This is a genomic window from Bradyrhizobium japonicum USDA 6 (assembly GCF_000284375.1).
In the GTDB taxonomy this organism is placed as follows: Bacteria; Pseudomonadota; Alphaproteobacteria; order Rhizobiales; family Xanthobacteraceae; genus Bradyrhizobium; species Bradyrhizobium japonicum.
The window spans coordinates 6,805,474-6,827,293 of record NC_017249.1; the positions used below are offsets into that span (position 1 = coordinate 6,805,474).

Consider the following 21,820-nt stretch of genomic DNA (forward strand, 5'->3'; position numbering starts at 1 on the left):
TCGAGCTACGGCGGACAAATCGCTCCATCCGGGCTACGGCAGCGCGCTGCATGGCTGACCTACCGCGACCGTCGCCTACCCGTGCTTTACCCTCCTGCAAATTCCTGATCCTCTCACCCCAATCGGCCGGAGCAACCGGCCAAGCCTGAGGAGAGAGACGCCATGAAGCTCGGCACCGCCATTGCGGAAATCATGAAGCGCGAGGGGATCGAGATCCTCTGCGGCTATCCGGTCAACCATCTGATCGAGCATGCGGCCAAGGCCGAGATCCGGCCGGTGATGGTGCGGCAGGAGCGCGTCGGGGTGCACATGGCGGATGCGATCTCGCGGGTGACGTCGGGGCGTTCGATCGGCGCGTTCTGCATGCAGCACGGGCCCGGCGCCGAGAACGCGATGGGCGGTGTTGCGCAATGCTATGGCGAATCCGTGCCCGTGCTGGTGCTGCCGATGGGCTATCAGCGCCGGCTCGCGCATATCGAGCCGAACTTCAATTCCAGCGAGGCGATGAAGCCGTTCGCGAAGTCGTCCGAGCCGATCATTCTGGCGGCCGAGGTGACCAACATTTTTCGCCGTGCCTTCACCAAACTGAAGAACGGCCGTGGCGGTCCCGTCATCGTCGAGATCCCCGCCGACATGTGGAACGAGGAGGTGCCGGAGCCGCTGAACTACACGCCGGTGCTGCGCACGCGCTACGGCGCCGATCCTGTTCATGTGAAGGAGGCGGCAGCCCTGCTCGTCAACGCGAAGCGCCCCGTGATCTATGCCGGCCAGGGCGTGCACTACGCGCAGGCCTGGCCGCAACTGAAGCGGCTCGCCGAGCGGCTCGCCATTCCCGTCACCACCAGCCTGGGGGGCAAATCATCGTTCCCGGAAACGCATCCGCTGTCGCTCGGCTCGGGTGGCCTCGCGGTGCCGCGCGCGGTCCCGAAATTCCTCGCTGAAGCCGACGTGATCTTCGGCATCGGCTGCTCGTTCACGGAAACCAGTTTCGGCATCGCGATGCCCAAGGCCAAGACCATCATCCACTCCACGCTCGATCCGAACCATCTCAACAAGGATGTGGAAGCCAAGGTTGGCCTCGTCGGCGATGCCGGCCTCGTGCTCGATGCGCTGCTGGAGGAGATCGGCAAGACCGTCGCGGCGGATCGCGACGCATCAGCGGTCGCGGCCGAGATCGCCGCTTCGCACAAGGAGTGGCTGGCGAAATGGATGCCGAAACTCACCAGCAATGACGCGCCGCTCAGCCCCTATCGCGTGCTCTGGGATCTCCAGCACACCGTCGACATCAAGAACACCATCATCACCCATGATGCCGGCAGTCCGCGCGACCAGCTCTCGCCGTTCTGGAAGGCGGTCGAGCCCCTCAGCTATCTCGGCTGGGGCAAGACGACGCAGCTCGGCTACGGCCTTGGGCTCGCGATGGGCGCAAAACTCGCAAAGCCCGACAAGCTCTGCATCAATGTCTGGGGCGACGCCGCCATCGGGTTCACCGGTATGGATTTCGAGACCGCGGTGCGCGAGCGCATCCCGATCATGTCGATCCTGCTCAACAATTTCTCGATGGCGATCGAGTTGAAGGTGATGCCGATCTCGACCGAGAAATACCGCTCGACCGACATCTCCGGCGACTATGCCGCGATGGCGCGCGCCTTCGGCGGCCATGGCGAGCGGGTGACGAGGCCGGAGGACATCATCCCAGCTATCAAGCGCGGCATCCAGAAGACAAAGGAAGGCGTGCCGGTGCTGCTGGAGTTCATCACCAGCAAGGAGACCGAGGTGTCGCGGCCGGGGACTTGAGCCTGCACCAAAGGACAGCAGTCAGCGGCAAGGATATCGCTGGCGGGATGGGATTTGGGATGGAATAATCCGGCTTTCAGCGATTGGGCCCGGCCCACTAGGCGCCGGGCCATATGGATTTCCCGAATGACCGCGCTTCCGCAGGACGTGGCCGCCGAGCTGAGACGCAGGATTGCAGAGCTTGAACAGCAATTGCGGGCGGGCGCGGACGAGAATGCGCGCCTGCAAAACGAGCTCGCCGTCGCGAGGGACCGCCAGAACGCCAGCACCAAGATCCTGCGAACCATCGCCAGCTCATCCGGCGATGCCGACGCCGCGCTGCATCAGATCGCGGAAGCCACCATGGGTCTGTTCGGCGCGCCGAGCGCGGCCATCCACATCGCGGACGGCGACGGCTGGTCAAAAATCATCCGGGTCGGCGACAGCTCCAAGCGCGTCGGCGCCGGCGTGCCGCTGTCCCAGCTCAAGATCGGCGGCCGCAACATGCCCGGCGTCATCGTCGCCGAGAACCGCCAGGTCCACGTCCCCGACCTCGACAACGTCGATCCCGCCATCGCCGACTGGCCCGGCCTGCCCTTCGTTCGCGCCGCCGGCACACGCTCGATGTCGGGCTCGCCGCTGCGGCTCGACGGCAAGGCGATCGGCGCGCTGATCGTCTACCGCGACCACATTGCGCCCTTCACCGACGACGAAATGGCGCTGCAACAGAGCTTTGCCGATCAGGCCGCGATCGCCATCGAGAACACGCGGCTGTTCAACGAGGTGCAGCAGCGCACCAACGATCTCGGCGAGGCGCTTCAGCAGCAGACCGCGGTCGGCGACGTGCTCAAGACCATCAGCCGCTCGACATTCGACCTGCAGCCGGTGCTCGACACGCTGGTGGCGACCGCGGCCCGGCTGTGCGATGCGGAGATGGCCTTCATCATGCGCCGCGAGGGCGAAGAATATTGGGCGGGCGCGGCGGTCGGCTACACCCAGGCCTATATCGAGTTCCTGCAGACCCATCCGCTGAAAGTCGATCGCGGCACCATCACGGGCCGATGCATCCTGGAAAGACGGCCGGTGCAGATCCTCGATGTCGTCACCGACCCCGAATATACCTTGCGGGAATCGAGCACCCTCGCCCACCAGCACACCGCGCTCGGCGTACCGCTGCTGCGCGAGAACGAGCCGATCGGGACAATCGTGCTGGCGCGCCAGCGCGTCGAGCCGTTCACGCAGAAGCAGATCGACCTCGTCACCACCTTCGCTGACCAGGCGGTGATCGCGATCGAGAATGTCAGGCTGTTCAACGAAGTCCAGACCAAGGCGCGCGACCTCTCGGAGGCGCTGACCTACCAGACCGGCAGCGCCAACATTCTGAAAGTGATCGCCTCGACACCAACCGACGTCGAACCGGCACTCAAAGCGATCGTCGAATGCGCCTGCGAGCTATGCGACTCTTACGACGCCACCGTGGTGCTGAAAGACGGCGACGACCTCCGCTTCAGCGCCCATCATGGCCCGATCCCGATCGACCTGGAGAAATGGCCGATCAACCGCCGCTGGACCGCTGGCCGCGCCTTCATCGATCAAGCCCCGATCCACGTCGAGGACCTCCACGACGAGACGAATGCGGATTTCTCCGATGGCCGCGAGCTCGCGCTCCGGATGGGCCATCGCAGCATCCTCAGCGTGCCGCTCGTGCGCGAAGGTGAAAGCATCGGCGCCATCATTCTTCGGCGCAAGGAGGTGCATCCGTTCACCGACAAGCAGATCGCGCTGTTGCAGACCTTCGCCGATCAGGCCGTGATCGCGATCGGCAACGTCCACCTGTTCGAGGAAGTACAGGCCCGCACCAAAGAGCTCGCCCAGTCCCTCGACGATCTGCGCGCCGCGCAGGATCGCCTCGTCCAGACCGAGAAGCTCGCCTCCCTCGGCCAGCTCACCGCCGGCATCGCGCATGAGATCAAGAACCCGCTCAACTTCGTCAACAATTTCGCGGCGCTGTCGGCCGACCTGACGGCGGAGCTGAACGAGCTGCTCGCGTCTTCAGCGCTCGCCGAGAACATCCGCGGCGAGGTCGACGACCTCACCGCGCTCCTGAAGGACAATCTGCAAAAGGTGGTGCAGCACGGCAAGCGCGCCGATTCCATCGTCAAGAACATGCTGCTGCATTCCCGCGCGGGCAGCGGCCAGCTCGGGATGGCCGACGTCAACTCGCTGGTCGAGGAGAGCCTCAACCTCGCCTATCACGGCGCCCGCGCCGAAAAGCCGCAATTCGACGTCGCGCTGAAGCGCGAGCTGGACCCCGGCGCCGGCACGGCCGAGCTGTTTGCACAGGAGATCACGCGGGTGCTGCTCAACCTGGTCTCGAACGGCTTTTATGCGGTGGCGAAGCGCAAGTCGGACGATGGCGCGGCCGGCTACGAGCCGGTCGTGATCGCCGCCACGTGCGACCGCGGCAGCCATGTCGAGATCCGCATCCGCGACAACGGCACCGGCATTCCGCCGGAGGTGAAGGACAAGATGTTCAATCCCTTCTTCACCACCAAGCCGGCAGGCGAAGGCACCGGCCTTGGCCTGTCAATGAGCCACGACATCATCGTGAAGCAGCACGGCGGCACCATCGACGTCGATACGCGCCCCGGTGAATTCACCGAGTTCACCATCCGTTTGCCGCGCAGAAGTAATTTCACGGACAAAACCCGGGGTAAGCCGTGACTGTGATGGTTCTGGTTGTGGATGACGAACCCGACGTGGAGACCTTGTTTCGACAGCACTTCCGGCGCGATCTCCGCGCCCAGCGCTTCGTGATGGATTTTGCGCGTTCGGCGGCGGACGCGCTGACCCGCATCGCCGACAATCTCGGGCAGTCGCTGATCCTGATCCTGTCCGACATCAACATGCCCGGAATGACCGGGCTCGAAATGCTGCCGAAGGTGAAGGAGATCCGGCCCGAAGTGGCGGTGATCATGGTCACCGCCTATGGCGATGCCGACACCAGGCGCAAGGCGCTGGAGAACGGCGCGACCGGACTTTTGACGAAGCCGATCGACTTCACGCTGCTGCGCCAGGAGATCGACAACCGGCTGGCCCAGGCGGGATAGGGCTGCCAAAAGGCTGTGGGCGCTGGCTCCGGCCGCAGGAGATGTGATAATCGGGCTTGGTACCGCGTACGTCGCGGCGCTTAGCCGGATTATCAATGACCGCGCCTCCCCAGGACAAGGCCGCCGAGCTCGAACGGCAATTGCGATCCCAAGCGGCCGAGAATGCCCGCCTGCAGGCCGAGCTTGCCATTGCGCGCGACCGCCAGAACGCCAGCATGGAGATCCTGCGCACCATCGCCAACTCCTCGGGCGATGCGGAGGGCTCGCTGCAACAGATCGCGGAAGCGACCATGCATCTGTTCGGCGCGCCGAGCGCCACAATTCACATTGCGGAAGGCGACGGGTGGTCCAGGGTGATCCGGGTCGGCGACAGCTCCATGCGCGTCGGCGCCGGCGTGCCGCTCGCCCAGCTCAAGATCGGCGGCCGCAACATGCCCGGCACCATCGTGGCCGAGAACCGGCAGGTTCATGTCCCCGATCTCGACAATGTCGATCCGGCCATCGCCGACTGGCCCGCCATGCCTCACGTTCGCGCCGCCGGCACGCGTTCGATGTCCGGCTCGCCGCTGCGGCTTGAAGGCAAGGCGATCGGCGCGTTGATCGTCTACCGCGACCGTCTCGCGCCCTTCACCGATGACGAGATGGCGCTGCAACAGAGCTTTGCCGACCAGGCCGCGATTGCGATCGAGAACGCGCGCCTGTTCAACGAGACGCGGGAATCACTGGAACGGCAGACCGCGACCGCCGACATTCTGAAAGTGCTGGCGAGCTCGCCCTCGGACGTGCAGCCGGTATTCGACGCCATCGCCGCCAACGCCAACCGGCTGATTGGCGGCTTCTCTACCGCGGTGCTGCGCTACGTCGACGGCGCGGCGCACCTCGTGGCATTCACGCCGGGCGATCCGGCCGGCGACCGCGTGCTCCAGGCCTCTTTCCCGGTGCCGTTCGCGCAGTTCCCAGCCTACCAGCTCACGGCCCATGGTGAATCGGCGCAGCTCCCCGACACCGAGCTCGAGCCGGCGGCACGCGACATCGCGCGCGCCCGCGGCTTTCGCAGCATGCTGTTCACGCCGCTGATGAGCGAGGGCGAGGCCAAAGGCGTCATCATCGCCACGCGGCGGACGACCGGCGCGTTCGCCGAGCATCATGTGCGGCTGCTGCAGACCTTCGCCGACCAGGCGGTGATCGCGGTCAAGAATGTCAGCCTGTTCAACGCCACCAGGGAAGCGCTGGAACGGCAGACCGCGACCGCCGACATCCTCAAGGTGATCGCGGCCTCGCCGGCCGACGTCACGCCGGTGTTCCAGGCCATCTCCGACAGTGCCAAGGCGCTGGTCGGCGGACATTCCTCCACCGTCACCCGCGTCATCAACGGCATGCTGCATCTGGCCGCCTTCACCACCGACAACGAGGCCGGCAACGCGGAGCTGCGCAGCTCGTTCCCGGCGCCGCTTGCGGCATCGGGCATTCACAGCCGGGTGGCGACGAGTGGTGAATACGCCTTCCGCAGCGACATGCAGAACGAGCCCGACCTCACGGAGGCCATGCGGGAGCTGGCGCGGACGCGCGGCTATCGCAGCATCCTCGTGATTCCGATGCTGCGCGACGGGATTGCAATCGGAACCATCGGCGTGACGCGCCCCGAGGCCGGCCCTTTCCCGGACAAGGCGATCAGCCTGCTCAAGACCTTTGCCGACCAGGCCGTGATCGCGGTCGAGAACACGCGCCTGTTCAACGAGGTGCAGGACCGCACGCGGGAGCTCGCCAGGTCGCTCGACGATCTGCGCGCGGCGCAAGACCGTCTGGTCCAGACCGAAAAGCTGGCCTCGCTCGGCCAGCTCACCGCCGGCATCGCGCACGAGATCAAGAACCCGCTCAACTTCGTCAACAATTTCGCCTCGCTCTCGGCCGAGCTGACCGACGAGCTGAACGAGGTGCTTGCGCCCGTCCCGCTCGCCGCCGATCTGCGCGCGGAGGTCGACGAGCTGACGGGGCTGCTGAGGGACAATCTTGGAAAGGTCGTGCAGCACGGAAGGCGCGCCGATTCCATCGTCAAGAACATGCTGCTGCATTCGCGCGAGGGCGGCGGCGAGCATCGGCTGAGCGACATCAACGCGCTGGTGGAGGAGAGTCTCAACCTCGCCTATCACGGCGCGCGTGCCGAGAAGCCGCTGTTCGGCGTCACGCTGAAGAGCGAGCTCGACCCGGCGGCGGGTTCGGCCGAGGTGTTTCCGCAGGAGATTTCCCGGGTGCTTTTGAACCTGATCTCGAACGGCTTCTATGCGGTGACCAGGCGCCAGATGGGCAGCGGCGCCGGTTACGTGCCGATGGTGATCGCCGCGACCCGCGACCGCGGCGACAGCATCGAGATCCGCATCCGCGACAACGGCACCGGCATTCCGGAAGACGTGAAGGCGAAGATGTTCAATCCGTTCTTCACGACCAAGCCTGCCGGCGAAGGTACTGGTCTCGGGCTGTCGATGAGCCACGACATCATCGTGAAGCAGCACGGCGGCACGATCGACGTCACGACGGAGCCCGGCGTGTTCACGGAGTTCACGATCCTGTTGCCGCGAAAGAGCAGCTTTCCGGACCCGACCGGAGGATAGCGTGGCTCGCGAGGTGGCTTCATGAATCCAGCGCGGCTCATTCGGCGACAATTGCTGTCGCTGTCCGGCGTCGGCCTCGCGCTGGGTGCGCTGTTCTTCGCGGCCGCGCTGACGCCGACGCTGATCCCGCGCAGCTATCTCACGCAGGGCGCCCTCGCCGGCGGTTGCTTTGCGATCGGCTATTTCGCCGGTGTCCTGTGGCGTCGGCTGTGGCACTATCTCGAACTGCCCGAGCCTTCGGCGCGCGCAAGATCAGTTGCGAATGCGCTCGTCGCAGTCGGCTGCCTGCTCGTCGTCATCCTCGCTCTCGGGCGCACCGCCGAATGGCAGAACTCGATCCGCACCGTGATGAAGATGGCGCCGGTGGAGACCGCCCATCCGCTCAAGGTCTGCGCCATCGCCCTGATCACGTTCGTCGTGCTGCTGGCCCTGGGGCGGCTGTTCGCGCTTGTCGCCCGCTTTCTCGCCGCGCGCACACCACGCCTCGTTCCGCGGAAGGTCGCGAACGTGATCGGCTTGCTTGTCGCGGCCCTGCTGTTCTGGTCGATCGCCAGCAATGTCCTGATCCGCACGGCGTTCAACGCACTCGACTCCTCCTTCCGCGAACTCGATGTTCTGCTCGAGCCCGAGCGGCCGCAGCCGACAGATCCCGGTCGGACGGGAAGCCCGGCGTCGCTGGTGAAATGGACGGAGCTCGGGCGCATGGGACGCCGGTTCATTGCCTCAGGCCCGACTGCGACGGAGATCAGCGCCGTTACGGGAGGGCCCGCGCAGAATCCCGTGCGCGTCTATGTCGGGCTCGGCAGCCGCTACACCGCGCAAGCGCGCGCCAGGCTTGCGCTCGAGGAGCTCAAGCGCCAGCACGGCTTCGACCGCAAAATCCTGATCGTCATCACGCCGACCGGCACGGGCTGGATCGATCCGGCCGCGATGGATACGGTCGAATATCTCCACCATGGCGATGTCGCGAGCGTCGCGATGCAGTATTCCTATCTCAACAGCCCGCTGTCGCTGCTGTTTCAGCCCGAATACGGCGCTGAGGCGTCGCGCGCGCTGTTCGCGGAAATCTACGGCTATTGGACGACGCTGCCGAAGGATAAGCGGCCGAAGCTGTATCTGCACGGACTGAGCCTCGGCGCCATGAACTCGGAGAAATCCGCGGAGCTGTTCGAGACGATCGGGGATCCCATTGCCGGCGCGCTGTGGAGCGGGCCGCCGTTCGAGAGCCGCATCTGGCGCTCGGTCACCGCGAACCGCAATCCGGGATCGCCGGCCTGGCTGCCGGAATTCCGCGACAGCCGCTTCGTCCGCTTCATGAACCAGAACGGACCGACGGTGCCGCCGGATGCGCCCTGGGGGCCGATGCGGGTCGTCTATCTGCAATATGCCAGCGATGCGATCACCTTCTTCGCCTACCGCGACGCCTATCAGGCGCCGGACTGGATGAATGCGCCGCGCGGACCGGACGTGTCACCGGAGCTGCGATGGTATCCTATCGTGACGATGCTGCAGCTCGCCCTCGACATGGCGGTCGCGACCGCGACGCCGATGGGCTTTGGCCATGTCTATGCGCCCGAGCATTACGTCGATGCCTGGGTCGCGGTGACAGATGTCGGGGACTGGTCTGGCGACGCGCTGGCGAAGCTCAAGGAACAGCTTGCGGCGAAGGCGCGAAAGACGAGCGCAGGTGATGCCGACGACGATCCCGATCGCGGCGGCTAACCCCTACTCCGCCATCTCCACCTGCTGCGTGACGGAGGGGCCGGCGAGCGGCCGCTCCTCCATCATGATCAGGCAGAGCGCAGCGGTGGTCATCAGCGCGGTGGCGGCGCCGAAGACGTAGCGGAAGGCGTGCCGCATGTCGTCGGCGGGAATGGCGACGGCGCCCGCGGCGTGATGCTCGCCGGCCAGCGGAACGTCGGCGCCGAGCGCGATCAGCAGGATCGCCGCGAACGCCGCGACCGTGAACGAGGACATCAGCGAGCGGAAGAAGTTCATCGCGCCGGTGATGGTGCCGACTTGCGGGCGCGCGACCGAATTCTGCAGCGAGACCACGCAGACAGGGAAGGTCGTGCCGAGCCCGAGCGCGAACGCAGCCATCAGCGTCAGCAGACCCCACAGCGGCAAGGTGGTGACCGTGAGGGCGAGGCCGCACAGCGCGGCCCAGGACGTGCCGATGATGGCAACGCGCTTGTAGTGTTTTGCGCGCGCCATGGTACGGCCGGCAATCGCCGCGCCGCAGGTCGAGACCGCCGCGAGCGGAATCAATGCGAGCCCCGCCTCGCTGGCGCTGAGATGGTAGACCGACTCGTAATAGAGCGGCAGCTGCACGGTGAGGCCCGTGATCGCACCGAGCCCGCAGCCGCCGGCTGTCAGGGCGAAAGGCGCCACCGAACCCGTCAATAGCTTCAACGGCAGGAACGGCTCGTCGGCCCGCCGCGCGTGCCAGACGAAGGTGACCGCGAGCGCGACGGCGCCGCCCACCATCGCAAGCACGGTCGGCGAGAGCCACGGATAGCGCGTGCCGCCCCAGGTCAGCACCAGCATGAAGACCACCGCAGAGGCCATCAGCAGCACGCCGCCGAGCCAGTCGACCTTGCGCTTGCGGTGGAACACCGGGATCTTCTTCATCTTCGGCAGCAGCATCGCGATCGCAGCGGCCGCGAGCGGGAGATTGATCCAGAAGATCATCGACCAGTGCAGATGCTCGGCGAACACGCCGCCGATGACCGGACCCAAAATGCCGCCGACCATCCAGACGCTGGAGAAATAGGCCTGGTACTGCCCGCGCTCGCGCGGGGAGACGACGTCGGAGATCACGGTCTGCACGACCGGCATGATGCCGCCGCCGCCAAGGCCCTGAAGGCCGCGCGCCAGGATCAGCATCGGCATGCTCGGCGCGATCGCGCACAGCACGGAGCCGGCGACGAACAGACTGAGCGAAATGATGATCATCACGCGGCGGCCGTAGATGTCGCTCAGCGTCCCGAACACCGGCGCGACCGCGGTCGAGGCGAGCAGATAGGCAGTGATGACCCAGGAGAGATTGGAGACGTCGTGAAACTGGCGCCCGATGGTCGGCAGCGCGGTCGCGACGATGGTCTGGTCGAGCGCAGCCAGGAACATCGTCAGCATCAGGCTGATCACGATGGTCCGGACCTCGTCCTGCGACAACGGTGCCGGCGGCGCGAGCGAGGGCGCGTCGTCGACGCTCAAGACCTCGCTGGGAAGGCGGGACAGCTCTTCGGCAATGTCGTCAGGCAACGCCTGAATGTCGGCAGAACTGCTCTGCCGGTCGAACTTGTTCATCTCGATCGGAAGCCGTGAGGCGGCGCAACGCCGCGAAGGATTCGTTCTATGGACACAATGTAGAGAGGAAAGTTCTTCTCAGGCAGGCACCGCGGCGCATGGGTGCATCCCGCCACGGGGTCATCGCGATGACGTGATTCGAGGTCGCAGGCGGGTCAGTCCTTCGGACGTCGCTTCAGGCGCGCCCGTTTCGGCAGCTGCGCCGGCCATTGCACGATATGGTCCTCGAGCTCCTCGTCCGGGATCTCCTCCTCGCTGCCCTCAACCCGGCCGCGAACGGAGACGCCAGCTTCATGAACGGTGTTGGGATCGCCCGAGACCAGCGGATGCCACCAATAGAGGTCGCGCCCTTCCGCGACCAGCTTGTAGCCGCAGCTCGGCGGCAGCCAGTTCAGGGTGCGGACATTGGCCGGAGTCAGCCGGACGCAGTCGGGAACCTTGGCGGACCGATTCGGATAGTCCTTGCAGCCGCAGGTCCCGGCATCGAGCAGCTTGCAGCCGACATGGGTGAAATAGATATCGCCGGTATCCTCGTCCTCGAGCTTGTTCAGGCAGCAGCGGCCGCAGCCGTCGCACAGGCTCTCCCATTCGGCCGTCGACAACTCTTCCAACGTCTTGGTTTTCCAGAAGAATCCTTCCTGGCCTGAGGGTCGTTTGGGAGCTGCGGTCATGCGCCTCAACAAGGGTTCGAAAGAGCTACGGCTCGTTCCATCTACGGCGTGCGGCCGGGACGCTGCAAGCAACGCCCAATTGAGGCCCGTAATGAACCGGGGTCAATTAGGCCTGTTGTTCAAAATCGCGAGCCTGACCATTGGTTTATGGGCCCTGCTCGGCTAGAAGGAACAGCAAGTCCCCCGGACGCGAAACCGGCGCCTTGGGTTTGCCGTAACATTCCCTCAAGACGTCTCGGTGCCGCCCGGCCGGGTGCCTGAACGCTGTCGAGCCGAGCCTCAAGGGTTCTAGGTGGTCCAGAACACACCATCCAACTGGAAAAGCCGCGTCCGGAATTTCTTTCTGGACCTCGACGCGCGCATCGATTCCTCGCTGTTCTCCTCCGCCAAGGGCATCCGCGAGCTCTACGAGCGCTACTCGACCTTCATGGACCGCTTCTATGTCGGGCGGTGGAAGCGCTGGGTGTTCATCGAGCCGCTGTCGGAGGCCGCGACGCTGGGCCTCGGCGGCCTGGTCGTGATGCTCACCCTCGCCATCCCCGCCTTCCGCGAGACCGCGGACGAGGACTGGCTGAAGAAGTCCGACCTCGCGGTGTCCTTCCTCGACCGCTACGGCAACCCGATCGGCAGCCGCGGCATCAAGCACAACGACTCGATCCCGCTGGAAGACTTTCCGGACGTGCTGATCAAGGCGACGCTGGCCACCGAAGATCGGCGCTTCTACGAGCATTTCGGCATCGACATCGCCGGCACCGCGCGTGCGCTCGTCACCAACGCCCAGGCCGGCGGCGTCCGCCAGGGCGGCTCCTCGATCACCCAGCAGCTCGCCAAGAACCTTTTTTTGAGCAACGAGCGTACCATCGAGCGCAAGGTCAACGAAGCCTTCCTCGCGGTCTGGCTGGAATGGCGCCTGACCAAGAACGAGATCCTCAAGCTGTACCTCGACCGCGCCTATATGGGCGGCGGCACTTTTGGTGTCGACGGCGCAGCCCACTTCTACTTCAACAAGTCCGCGCGCGACGTGACGCTGGCGGAAGCCGCGATGCTCGCCGGCCTGTTCAAGGCGCCGACCAAATACGCCCCGCACATCAACCTGCCCGCGGCGCGTGCCCGCGCCAACGTCGTTCTCGACAACCTCGTCGACGCCGGCTTCATGACCGAGGGCCAGGTGTTCGGCGCCCGCCGCAACCCGGCCTTCGCGGTCGATCGCCGCGACGAGGCCTCGCCGAACTACTATCTCGACTACGCCTTCGACGAGATGCGCAAGCTGGTCGACACCTTCCCGAAATCCTACACCGAGCGCGTCTTCGTGGTGCGCCTCGCGATCGACACCAACGTGCAGAAGGCGGCGGAAGACGCGATCGAGAACCAGCTGCGCCAGTTCGGCCGCGACTATCACGCGACCCAGGCCGCGACCGTCGTCTCCGATCTCGACGGCGGCATCCGCGCCATGGTCGGCGGCCGCGACTACGGTGCGAGCCAGTTCAACCGCGCCACCGACGCCTACCGCCAGCCCGGCTCGTCGTTCAAGCCTTACGTCTACACCACCGCGCTCCTCAACGGCTTCACGCCGAACTCGATCGTGGTCGACGGTCCGGTCTGCATCGGCAATTGGTGTCCGCAGAATTATGGCCATTCCTATTCCGGTTCGGTGACGCTGACGCAGGCGATCACGCGCTCGATCAACGTCGTGCCCGTCAAGCTGTCGATCGCGATCGGCCAGAAGGAGCAGCCGAAGGCGCCGAACCCGGCCAAGCTCGGCCGCGCCAAGATCGTCGAGGTCGCCCGCCGCTTCGGCCTCAAGGCGCCGCTGCCCGATACGCCGTCGCTGCCGATCGGCTCGGACGAAGTCACCGTGCTCGAGCACGCCGTCGCCTACGCCACCTTCCCCAACCGGGGCAAGGCGGTGACGCCGCATTCGGTGCTGGAAGTGCGCACCGGCGCCGGTGATCCGGTCTGGCGCTGGGACCGCGACGGTCCGAAGCCGCGGCAGGCGATCCCGGCCTCCGTTGCCGCCGACATGGCCGGCATGATGAGCCACGTCGTCAGCGAAGGCACCGCGCGCCGCGCCGCGCTCGACGGCATTCCGACCGCCGGCAAGACCGGCACGACCAATGCGTATCGCGACGCCTGGTTCGTCGGCTACACCGGCAATTTCACCTGCGCGGTGTGGTACGGCAATGACGACTATTCGCCGACCAACCGCATGACCGGCGGCTCGCTGCCGGCGCAGACCTGGCACGACATCATGGTCGCCGCGCATCAGGGCGTCGAGGTCCGGGAAATCCCCGGCATCGGCATGGGCCAGAAGCTGCCGCCGCAGCCGGTGGCAGCGCAGGCCAACGCGGCGCCGAAAGTGCTGGAGACCAAGCCCGGTCCGCCGCCCGTGCTGACCAAGCGCGGCGCCGACGTCCTGGTACGCGTCGAGAAGCTGCTCGATGACGCCGCCAGGACCGCGACCAAATCAACCAGCAACGACGCCAACGCGGCCAAGCCGGCCTCGTCGACGAGCGCGCTCGCCTTCCCGCAGAACTATGCGGAAGAGAATGCGAATGCATCCGCCCCGCGCAAGAACTGATCGAAACCCGTGCGGCTGATCCTGATCACATTGACGGCCCTTCTGCTCGCGAGCGTGGTCGGCGTCGGCGCGACCTGGATGACGACGACGCGCGGCACCGAGATCGGCGCGCTGACCATCGGCGCCTGGACCGCCCGCCCCCGCACCGGCACCGCCGACGTCGATCCCTATTCGCGCGCCACCATCGTGCGCAACGGCGAGCTGCCGATCGGCACCGGTGACGGCGTCGCCTTCACCGCGACCGCCGACGACAAGAAGAAGGCGCTCGACGGCCGCTGCGACGTCGTCGTCTCCGGCGTGACGCCGCCGGCGCGGTTCTGGACGCTGACGCTGTACGACCGCAAGGGCCACCTCGTCGCCAATTCGCTGCAGCGCTACGGCTTCACCAGCCAGGAGATCGTGCGGCAGTCCGACGGGACGTTCGAGATCCGCATCGCTTCGCGCTCGCGCGCCGGCAACTGGCTGCCGACCGGCGGCATCGAGCGCTACGCGCTGATGCTGCGCCTCTACGACACCCCTGTCGGCGTTGCGACGCGCACCCAGCGCGATGCGCCGATGCCCACGATCAAGACGGTGGGCTGCTCATGATCCGCCTGATGTTCACCATCGTCGCGGGCGTGGTGCTGGGCCTCGTGGTCCATCTCGTCAGCGTGCTGGCGCTGCCGCGGATCGCGACCCAGGACGCCTATTCGCGGCTGACGCCGATGACCAAGCTCAACGCCGTGACGCAGCTTCCGCTCGCCGATCCCAACAATTCGCCGATGCCGTTCATGGACCCGGCCTTCGCGATCGCGATCTGCCGCTATGACCTCACGGGCGGGCCGCTCAAGCTCACGGTGCCGGTGAGCCAGGCCTACACCTCGGTGTCGTTCTACACCCGCAACGAGATCGCCTATTACGCCATCAACGACCGCTCCGCCGGCAAGAAGGTGATCGAGCTCGACCTCATGACCGAGCCGCAGCACAACGAGCTGCCCGAGGACGAAGAGATCACCGCGGCCGACCGCTTGATCATCGATTCCCCCAGCACCACCGGCCTGATCGTGATGAAGGCGCTTGCCGCCGAGCCCGGCCTGATGCAGCAGGCGCAAAGCTCGCTTCAGGCTGCGACTTGCGCGCCCCAGACCGAACCGCCGGCCAAGGCCGAGACGCCGCGCGGACGGCGTTGAGCTCCGCGTTTCGGCACGCTCAAAACAAAAACATGAAAAACAACCCCATGCGCAGTAGCGGGGGCATTGAAGCTACTAGCTATTTTGCGTTCAAGCCAGGCAGGCTCGGTCGAACTGAGGCATCCCTGCCCGCCGCACCTCCGCATCTTTGACACGTCGGGCAAAACACTGGCATATTGGCATCATCGAAGATTAGCAGCATCCGCGCGGAACAGTCCGTCGCGGTTTTTTTATGTCGGAGCACGCGCGCTCAGGATAGCGGCTTCTCTGGCTGAGCCATCCGCGACCACTGCAACGCGAGCGGACCCAACGCGATTCCCGCGGCGAGAACGATGAACACCAGCAGCCAGCCGCTTGCGCTCTGCGGCCCACCCGCAACATCGAGCGCAGCGCCGGTTCCCCAGGCACCAACGGCCGAGAGACCGAAGCCCACGGTGGAGTGCAGGGCCAGAGTTGCACCACGATGCTCGGAGACGGCCGCCGCGGACATGCCGGCAGTCAACGCGCCGGAATCGGCAGGCACGGTCAGGCCATAGATCAATAGCAGCGGCGCGAGTACCCATGCTGGCGCTGTTGCGTTGAGGCCGATGATGATTGCAACGCAGGCCGATGCGATCATCACCACCGTGATCGCCCGATGGCGGCCGAACTTCAGCGCGGCCTCATTGCCGAGGATGCTTGCGGGCATCGAGATCACCGCGAAGCAGAAGCTCAGCACAACGGGACTCAACCACGAAGGCGCGCCTTGATGAGCGATGACGAACGTCCAGAACCCGACCAGCCAGGTGCGGATGCCGTAGAGCTCGAAGCAGTGCGCGCCGTAGCCGAAGATGTATCCGAGCGCTTCGCGGTTGGCGAAGACAGGCGCGAAATTGAGAAGACGCCCTGCCTTCGGCGCGGGCCGTCGCTCCTGCATCAGAAGGCACGCGACGACCATCGCGATGGGACCAAACCCGGTGACGAGGAATGCGCTTCGCCACCCCCAGCGGTCGGCGATCACTTGCGCGACCAGGAACGAGAGGCCGACGCCGACGGAGAAGCTCGACGTGTACAGCGTGACGGCCCGTGAGGTGTCGCCGGCAGGAAGCCGATCCGTCAGCGCTTTCAGGCCCGGCATGTAGGCGCCGGCAAATCCAAGTCCCGCAACGGACCAGATCGCAGTCGCCGACCAGAACCCCTGAGCGAAGATTCCGAACGCCGCGGTTGCGATCCCGCTCACGATCGAGCCCCAGAGCAGGACGAGTCGCGCGTCGATCCGGTCGGTCAACGTCGTCAGCACGGGCACCGCGAGCATGTAGCCGAAGGCATAACCACTCGCCATCAAGCCGCCTTCGGCGGCGGAAAGCCCCCATGCCGGCATCAGGTGCTGCGCCAGATTTGCGGACAGCGTGACATGCGGCAGCAGATTGCCGACCTGCCCTATGCACATCACCGCAATCAGAGACCGACCGCCGAGCTTACGAATTTTGTTCTCCCACCTGAAGCGGCGTTGAGTTTGCCCGCTCCGTACGAAGCAGCAAGAGCGCGAAGAAAGCCGAGACCGAGACGAGCGCGCTGATCCACAGAGCACTGCTGCCGATGTGCTCCACCATCAGCCCCAGTGCGAGCGGCGCGGCGGCACCCGTCAGTCTAGAAGGCAGCGAGATCATGCCGACCCGCTTGCCGAATCCGGCCGGCCCAAACAGCGCCAACGGAAGTGTACCACGGGCAATGGTGATGATGCCGTTGCCCGCTCCGTACAGCACCGTGAAGGTCGACGCGAGCAAGGGTCCGCCCGCGACCAGCGCAACGACACCGATCGGGTTCATGAGCATGGCCAGCCTCGCCGAGAGCAGCGGGTGAAACCGGGCGAGCCATCCTGCTTCCAGCAGACGCGCGCCGACCTGCGCAGGCCCAACCAGCGCCCCCGCGAGCAGGGCCTGAGCCGGTGTCGCGCCGAACGCAACCAGCATGGTCGGCAGAATGGCCGAGATTCCCGAACTGACGAAGCTAGCTGCCGCGAACATGTAAGCCAGCAGCACCATCGCGAAGGTCTCGCTCTGGCGTCCCGTGCGTTGGCCTGCTCGGGCACTCGGTTGAGGCATCTGGTCCAATGGAACCGCACGCGGCAGCGAGAGATTGAGCGGCAACGCCAGAGCGATATGGATCGCTGCCCAGACCTGGCAGGCCACGCGCCAGCCGTACTCGGCCTCCAGCCACGTCGTAAGCGGCCAGCCGAGCGTGCTGGCGAAGCCGGCGATCAGGGTGATCCCGGTAATGGTTCGCCGCGCATGGGTCCCGTAAATGCGAGCGAGCGTCGCGAAGGCCGCCTCGTAGAGGCCCATGCCCATGCCGATCCCGAGTAACACCCATGCGGTGATCAGCACCGCCACGCCATGGGCCACGGACAGCAGGAGCAAGCCTGCCACGAACACGAGGTTCGAGATCACAAGCAGACTGCGCCCTCCAAACGTGTCAATGGCATGCCCGACGCGCGGGCCAAGAAGCCCTGAGATCACGAGCGCCCCTGAGAGCGCGCCGAACACGTAAGTCGGCGCGAGACCAAGATCACGCGCGATCGGCGCAGCCAGGATCGCAGGAAGATAGTAGCTCGACGCCCACGCAATTGTCTGCGCGGTGCCGAGCGCCAGCACAATGGCGAGCGGACCTCGAGTCTGGCCCGCAGAAACTCGCGTCATGAGCAGCCGCACCCCGCAGCGCCAGCCTTCTTGGCCGATTCATCAGCGGCACAGCAGGCTGACGACGCCTCCTTCGGCGGGCCGCCGCAGCAACCTGCTTCGCTCGCTGCCTCCAAGCCCCCTCGTGTACAGACGCCGGTCTCCGGCAACACAAGCTCCACCCTCGCCGCGGCTTCCTTGTCGCCAGCGAGATCGGCCGCAATCGAGCGAACCTGCTCATAACCCGTCATCATCAGGAAGGTCGGAGCGCGGCCGTACGACTTCATGCCCGCCATGTAGAAACCCGCTTCATCATGCACGAGCTCGCGAGCCCCGTGGGGACGCACCGTCCCGCAGCTATGCTCGTTGGGGTCGATCAGCGGCGCGAGAGCGACCGGTGCGTCGATGGCGGGATCAAGCCGCAGACGCAGTTCAGACAGAAAGGAGAAGTCGGGACGGAAACCTGTCGACACGATCAGCTCGTCCACGACCACGCTTCGCCCACCGCAACAGGACCCTACCGCGATCTTGAGGCGACCTTCGGAGTCCGAGAGGTGCGTGACGCCGAATTCGGTTTCGACCTTGATCTTCCCGGAGGCAACAAGCGCGGCGAAGGCGCTGCCGAGTTCGCCACGCGCCGCGAGTTTATCGTTACGGCCGCCGCCAAAAGCCTTCGCGGGATCGGCGCCGCGCAACAGCCAGACGGGCCGAGTGCCCGGCACCTCGTTGGCGAGATGTACGAGATCGATCAGCGTGCCCACCGCAGAATGGCCCGCGCCGAGCACCGCGACAGTCTTCCCGGCATATTTTGAACGGCCGGCCCCCCGCACATCCGGCATGCCGTAGGCAATACGGTCGCCGCGTTCGGACTCACCGATCGCCGGCAAACCGTTGGGGCCGGCTGGATTGGGAAAGAACCATGTGCCTGAGGTATCGATCACGGCATCTGCGCGCAGAACCTCGGGCCCCTTGCCGTTCTTGTAGCGGATTTCGAAAGGCGCCTGCTCTCTGCCCTTTGTCTTCGCCTTGTCGAAGCCGACGCGGCTGATGGCCGAAACGCGGCTGGAGGTCCGGATCATCTCGCACAGCGACGTTCGCGTCGCGAGCGGCTTGATGTATCCTTCAAGAAGTTCGCCGCCGGTCGGATAGGCCTGAGGGTCCGGTGAATTCCAACCCGTCGGCGCAAGCATGCGTGCGGCGGCCTTGTCGACGTTGTACTCCCAAGGCGAGAACAGCTGGACATGCTGCCACTGCCGGATCGCGTATCCTGCCTCGGGGCCGGCCTCGAGTACGATGGGCGACATTCCGCGTTCGAGCACATGCGCGGCGGCTGCGAGGCCGACGGGCCCCGCTCCGACGATGGCTACCGTCTTTTCACTCATTCGAGTTCTCCCATCCTTCTAGAATCATCGAATAATTTCAACCAAAAAAATCAGGCCGCGCTTTGCGCGTCCTTGCATCCGACTTCGTCGGCGCAACACTCCGCCGCCAGGAAATCGACCAGCCCCTGCATGGCCTCGAAGTTGGCGTGACAGACGAGGGTCGTCGATTCCCTGATCTGACTGACGAGCCCGACCGAGACCAAGGCCTTGATGTGATGCGACAGCGTCGATGCCGGGATCTTCAGCTTTGCCTGCAACCGACCGACGGACATACCCGAGTGCCCCGCCCGTACCAGGGCGCGATAAATCTGAAGCCGGGTCTGATTGCCCAGGGCTTCCAAGCGTGCTGCTGCGTCCGCTATCTTCATGCGTGCACCATGCACCTGATCGTCCGCGCCGTCAACCATATTTCTAGAATATTGGAAATATTGATTGCGCTTTTTGGGCTCAAGCTGGCTTTAACAGCATTTTCCCCTGCCCTCAGTGTCAGTCCAAGCCTAGATCAATATCTCGGGCGGTGCGACTTCGCCCACTCGCGGGCATGCGCAATGGGCGCGCGCGGCGGCAGGATCGCGCGCAGCTTCTGCGTTGTCGGCAGGCTCTCCATGCGCTCCCGCCATCGACAGAAGGCCGGATATTTCGGGTACATGGCCTTGCCTTCCTCCGTCAGGCTGAACGCAAATGTGCTCGGTAAAAGGTAGAAATCCGCGATCGAGAGCTCTGGACCGAGGAGGTAGTCCCGACCATCGGCGAGCTCGCGCTCGATGGTCACGAGTGCGTTCTCGACCTTGGGCAGTGCGTGCGCCACCACCTTCTCGTCGGATGCAATCCCGAGCTCGGGAAACACCAGCCGCTCGTGGGTCACATGGTAGATCATGTAGGGATAGACGTAGGAATCGACGACACCGATCCATTGATTCATGCGAGCCCGCGCGTGCGGGTTCTGCGGCGTCAGCCGCGCTCCCGCGAACACCTCGTCGATGTAGCCGACGATGGCGCGCGTCTCGTAGACGGTGAAGTCGCCGTGCCGGAAGATCGGAACGCGGTTGAACGGATGGAGCGCGAGATGCTCGCTCCTGCCCATCACGGGCTCAAGGTCCTCGAAGCGGTAGGCCACGTCCTTGTGGGTGAGGACAAGCCGCACGATGTTGACGAACGTGCTGCGGGGAAAGCCGTAAACGATGGTCTCGGACATCTTTTCTCCTCCCGGTTCGCTTGCTGTCGATCGGGCTCGATCAGCGCCAGAACGGCTTGTTCGCTTGCTCCAAGGCCTCTTCCCGAGTGAGCCCGAGATCGGCACGGAGATGGGGATTGGCGGCAATCGCGCGAAGATCGTCGCGCTGATTTATCCGCTCGATGCGGGCAAGCCATCTGCCGATCAACGCCTCCCATGAATTTTGTTTATGATCCGCAGCCGTCGCGCTGCGTCGAACTCGCGCCGGAAAACCGCGAACGGCAATAGGTATTGACATTTATTGCCTCCAACTCCCATCATTTCGTGTCGTGGCCGCCTGCATAGGGCCGACAGGGCAAAGTCCGCAAAGCATCGTTTCTCGGGCCAGCCCGAATTTTTCTCATGAAGTCCCTCAGGAAGGTTCGTCATGCGCCCGCGTTTGCCGCCGCTGAACGCACTAAAGGCCTTCGAAGCCGCAGCCCGCCACGAGAGCTTCACGCGGGCCGCCGAAGAGCTGTGCGTCACGCAAGGTGCGGTGAGCCATCAGGTCAAGGCGTTGGAAACGGAGCTCGCCATCAAGCTGTTCAGCCGCGAGCGCCAGCGCCTGATCATCACGGAAGCGGGCCGCGACTATCTCGCGGTGATACGCGATGCGCTGGACCGAATTGCCGCGGGTACGGAGCGGCTGTTGCAGCGACAGAACGCAGGCGTGCTCACGGTCAGCACGTCCCCGGATTTTGCCGCCAAATGGCTGGTGCATCGCCTCGGCCATTTCGCGGAAGCGCATTCGGGAATCGATCTCCGCGTCTCGGCAACGATGCATCACGTCGATTTTGCGCGTGAGGAGGTCGATCTTGCGGTCCGCCATGGCGATGGAAACTGGCCGGGCCTCGATGCCACAAGGCTCTGCACGGAACGGCTCTTCGCCGTCTGCAGTCCCAAGCTGCTGTCGGGACGCCGCCGCATCGGCGGGGTCGCGGATATCCTGAGATTTCCCCTGATCCACCTCGACAGCAGATCCGACTGGGCAGATTGGCTACGTGGCGTCGGCATTGACGACGCCGATGTCACGCATGGTCCGGTGCTCAATCGCGCCAGCATGGTCATCGATGCCGCAATCAACGGCCAGGGCATCGCCCTCGCCCGCACGACGTTAGGGGCCTGGGACCTGATCAATGGACGGCTGGCACTGCCCTTCCCGGAGTCGGTGCCATTGTCGAAGAGCTATTGGATCGTCTGCCCCAAAGCGACCGCGTCACTTCCGAAGATTGCGACATTTCGTGACTGGCTGCTCGCGGAGGCCGCGAGCGACCTGCGCCTGCTTAAATCCGTCACCGGGACTTCAAAGGCTGCGAAGCGGCGATAAGGCCCTCGTTTCCGGCGAT

At 65.2% G+C, this 21,820-nt stretch carries 16 protein-coding genes and 1 pseudogene; 10 read left to right on the forward strand and 7 right to left on the reverse strand.

Annotated elements, in window-relative coordinates; translation table 11 throughout:
* Positions 1 to 153: 153 nt before the first annotated feature.
* The 5 genes and pseudogenes from BJ6T_RS32010 to BJ6T_RS32030 all read left to right on the forward strand — a co-directional run.
* Positions 154 to 1,797: pseudogene (locus tag BJ6T_RS32010) on the forward strand (thiamine pyrophosphate-requiring protein); the annotation flags it as partial.
* Positions 1,798 to 1,923: 126 nt separating this feature from the next.
* Positions 1,924 to 4,500 carry a GAF domain-containing protein gene (locus BJ6T_RS32015; protein WP_014496713.1) on the forward strand — a complete coding sequence of 859 codons (2,577 nt, stop codon included), beginning with the start codon at positions 1,924 to 1,926 and terminating at the stop codon, positions 4,498 to 4,500.
* A complete protein-coding gene (locus BJ6T_RS32020) occupies positions 4,497 to 4,886 on the forward strand; it encodes a response regulator (RefSeq protein WP_014496714.1) in 390 nt (129 codons plus the stop codon). The genes BJ6T_RS32015 and BJ6T_RS32020 overlap by 4 nt, the downstream gene beginning before the upstream one ends.
* A gap of 95 nt (positions 4,887 to 4,981) precedes the next feature.
* Entirely contained in the window at positions 4,982 to 7,495 is a 2,514-nt protein-coding gene (locus tag BJ6T_RS32025) for a GAF domain-containing protein (RefSeq protein ID WP_014496715.1), read from the forward strand.
* A 21-nt stretch (positions 7,496 to 7,516) separates the two neighbouring features.
* Positions 7,517 to 9,217: an alpha/beta hydrolase gene (locus BJ6T_RS32030; RefSeq protein ID WP_014496716.1), complete on the forward strand. Its 1,701-nt coding sequence runs from the start codon at positions 7,517 to 7,519 to the stop codon at positions 9,215 to 9,217.
* Positions 9,218 to 9,220: 3 nt separating this feature from the next.
* Here BJ6T_RS32030 and BJ6T_RS32035 read toward each other — a convergent pair whose 3' ends face one another.
* Positions 9,221 to 10,804, reverse strand: coding sequence for an MDR family MFS transporter (locus BJ6T_RS32035; protein ID WP_014496717.1), 1,584 nt, complete (start codon positions 10,802 to 10,804; stop codon positions 9,221 to 9,223).
* Positions 10,805 to 10,959: 155 nt separating this feature from the next.
* The gene (locus BJ6T_RS32040; protein ID WP_014496718.1) at positions 10,960 to 11,475 is read right to left on the reverse strand and encodes a YcgN family cysteine cluster protein; all 516 of its coding nucleotides are present in this window, start codon (positions 11,473 to 11,475) and stop codon (positions 10,960 to 10,962) included.
* 292 nt (positions 11,476 to 11,767) lie between these two features.
* Here BJ6T_RS32040 and BJ6T_RS32045 point away from each other — a divergent pair, with 292 nt between their 5' ends.
* Genes BJ6T_RS32045 through BJ6T_RS32055 form a run of 3 tightly spaced genes read left to right on the forward strand, consistent with a single transcriptional unit; the run spans position 11,768 to position 15,222 of the window.
* Complete coding sequence (locus BJ6T_RS32045; protein ID WP_014496719.1) at positions 11,768 to 14,053, forward strand: transglycosylase domain-containing protein; 2,286 nt, start codon at positions 11,768 to 11,770, stop codon at positions 14,051 to 14,053.
* A 9-nt stretch (positions 14,054 to 14,062) separates the two neighbouring features.
* Entirely contained in the window at positions 14,063 to 14,641 is a 579-nt protein-coding gene (locus tag BJ6T_RS32050; protein ID WP_014496720.1) for a DUF1214 domain-containing protein, read from the forward strand.
* Positions 14,638 to 15,222, forward strand: coding sequence for a DUF1254 domain-containing protein (locus BJ6T_RS32055; RefSeq protein ID WP_014496721.1), 585 nt, complete (start codon positions 14,638 to 14,640; stop codon positions 15,220 to 15,222). Before BJ6T_RS32050 ends, BJ6T_RS32055 begins: the two co-directional genes overlap by 4 nt.
* A 250-nt stretch (positions 15,223 to 15,472) precedes the next feature.
* Here BJ6T_RS32055 and BJ6T_RS32060 read toward each other — a convergent pair whose 3' ends face one another.
* The 5 genes from BJ6T_RS32060 to BJ6T_RS32080 form a co-directional block, all read right to left on the reverse strand.
* Entirely contained in the window at positions 15,473 to 16,651 is a 1,179-nt protein-coding gene (locus BJ6T_RS32060) for an MFS transporter (protein WP_014496722.1), read from the reverse strand.
* A gap of 28 nt (positions 16,652 to 16,679) precedes the next feature.
* Positions 16,680 to 17,912, reverse strand: coding sequence for an MFS transporter (locus BJ6T_RS32065; protein ID WP_014496723.1), 1,233 nt, complete (start codon positions 17,910 to 17,912; stop codon positions 16,680 to 16,682).
* The gene (locus BJ6T_RS32070; RefSeq protein ID WP_014496724.1) at positions 17,897 to 19,261 is read right to left on the reverse strand and encodes an NAD(P)-binding domain-containing protein; all 1,365 of its coding nucleotides are present in this window, start codon (positions 19,259 to 19,261) and stop codon (positions 17,897 to 17,899) included. Before BJ6T_RS32070 ends, BJ6T_RS32065 begins: the two co-directional genes overlap by 16 nt.
* A 50-nt stretch (positions 19,262 to 19,311) precedes the next feature.
* A complete protein-coding gene (locus tag BJ6T_RS32075; RefSeq protein WP_028169599.1) occupies positions 19,312 to 19,629 on the reverse strand; it encodes an ArsR/SmtB family transcription factor in 318 nt (105 codons plus the stop codon).
* Positions 19,630 to 19,763: 134 nt separating this feature from the next.
* Entirely contained in the window at positions 19,764 to 20,456 is a 693-nt protein-coding gene (locus BJ6T_RS32080; protein ID WP_014496726.1) for a glutathione S-transferase family protein, read from the reverse strand.
* Here BJ6T_RS32080 and BJ6T_RS47575 point away from each other — a divergent pair.
* Positions 20,443 to 20,655: a hypothetical protein gene (locus BJ6T_RS47575; RefSeq protein WP_155256716.1), complete on the forward strand. Its 213-nt coding sequence runs from the start codon at positions 20,443 to 20,445 to the stop codon at positions 20,653 to 20,655. The genes BJ6T_RS32080 and BJ6T_RS47575 overlap by 14 nt on opposite strands.
* Before the next feature lie 207 nt (positions 20,656 to 20,862).
* Positions 20,863 to 21,801 (forward strand): transcriptional regulator GcvA, encoded by a 939-nt coding sequence (locus BJ6T_RS32085; protein WP_014496727.1) that lies wholly within the window; start codon positions 20,863 to 20,865, stop codon positions 21,799 to 21,801.
* Positions 21,802 to 21,820: the final 19 nt, after the last annotated feature.